This window comes from Vibrio sp. 10N.261.52.A1, from assembly GCF_002876325.1.
Lineage (GTDB): Bacteria > Pseudomonadota > Gammaproteobacteria > Enterobacterales > Vibrionaceae > Vibrio > Vibrio chagasii.
This window is the reverse complement of the sequence record NZ_MCYD01000449.1, coordinates 1-383: the sequence shown is the minus strand read 5'-3', so window position 1 is coordinate 383 and position 383 is coordinate 1. Positions and strand designations below refer to the sequence as shown.

General features: G+C 44.4%; 1 pseudogene. It reads right to left on the bottom strand.

Going from position 1 to position 383, the window contains the following annotated elements:
- Positions 1-383, bottom strand: a pseudogene (locus BCT81_RS05370) (exonuclease SbcC); the annotation flags it as partial.

Below are 383 nucleotides of genomic sequence, written 5' to 3'. Positions count from 1 at the left end.
GTGTTTTTTGCTCAGCACATTCGGTAATCAAACGCTTCTCTAGTTCAGACTGTTGCTGTTTGGTTTGCAGCCATGTGTTTGAGGCTTGCAGTTTTTCAGCAAACCAAGCATCAATGTACTCAAGTTCAGGTGCCTCAATTGAGGTTTCCACAATGCTCTCTTTGAGTGAGTGCCATTGCTGCTCTCTAGCTTGCGCGGTTTGACTTGCTTGATCATTCGCAGTTTGGTTTTGCTTATTGAGGTCGTTGAGACGCTCCTCCGCTAACACAAGATTAGCTTGCGCTTTATCAGCCATAACGCTCGCTGATAAACGTTGTTTTTCAGCTTCGGCGTAGCTGTTTTTAGCATCTACTAAGACTTTTAGCTGCTGCTGAGTTTGATTT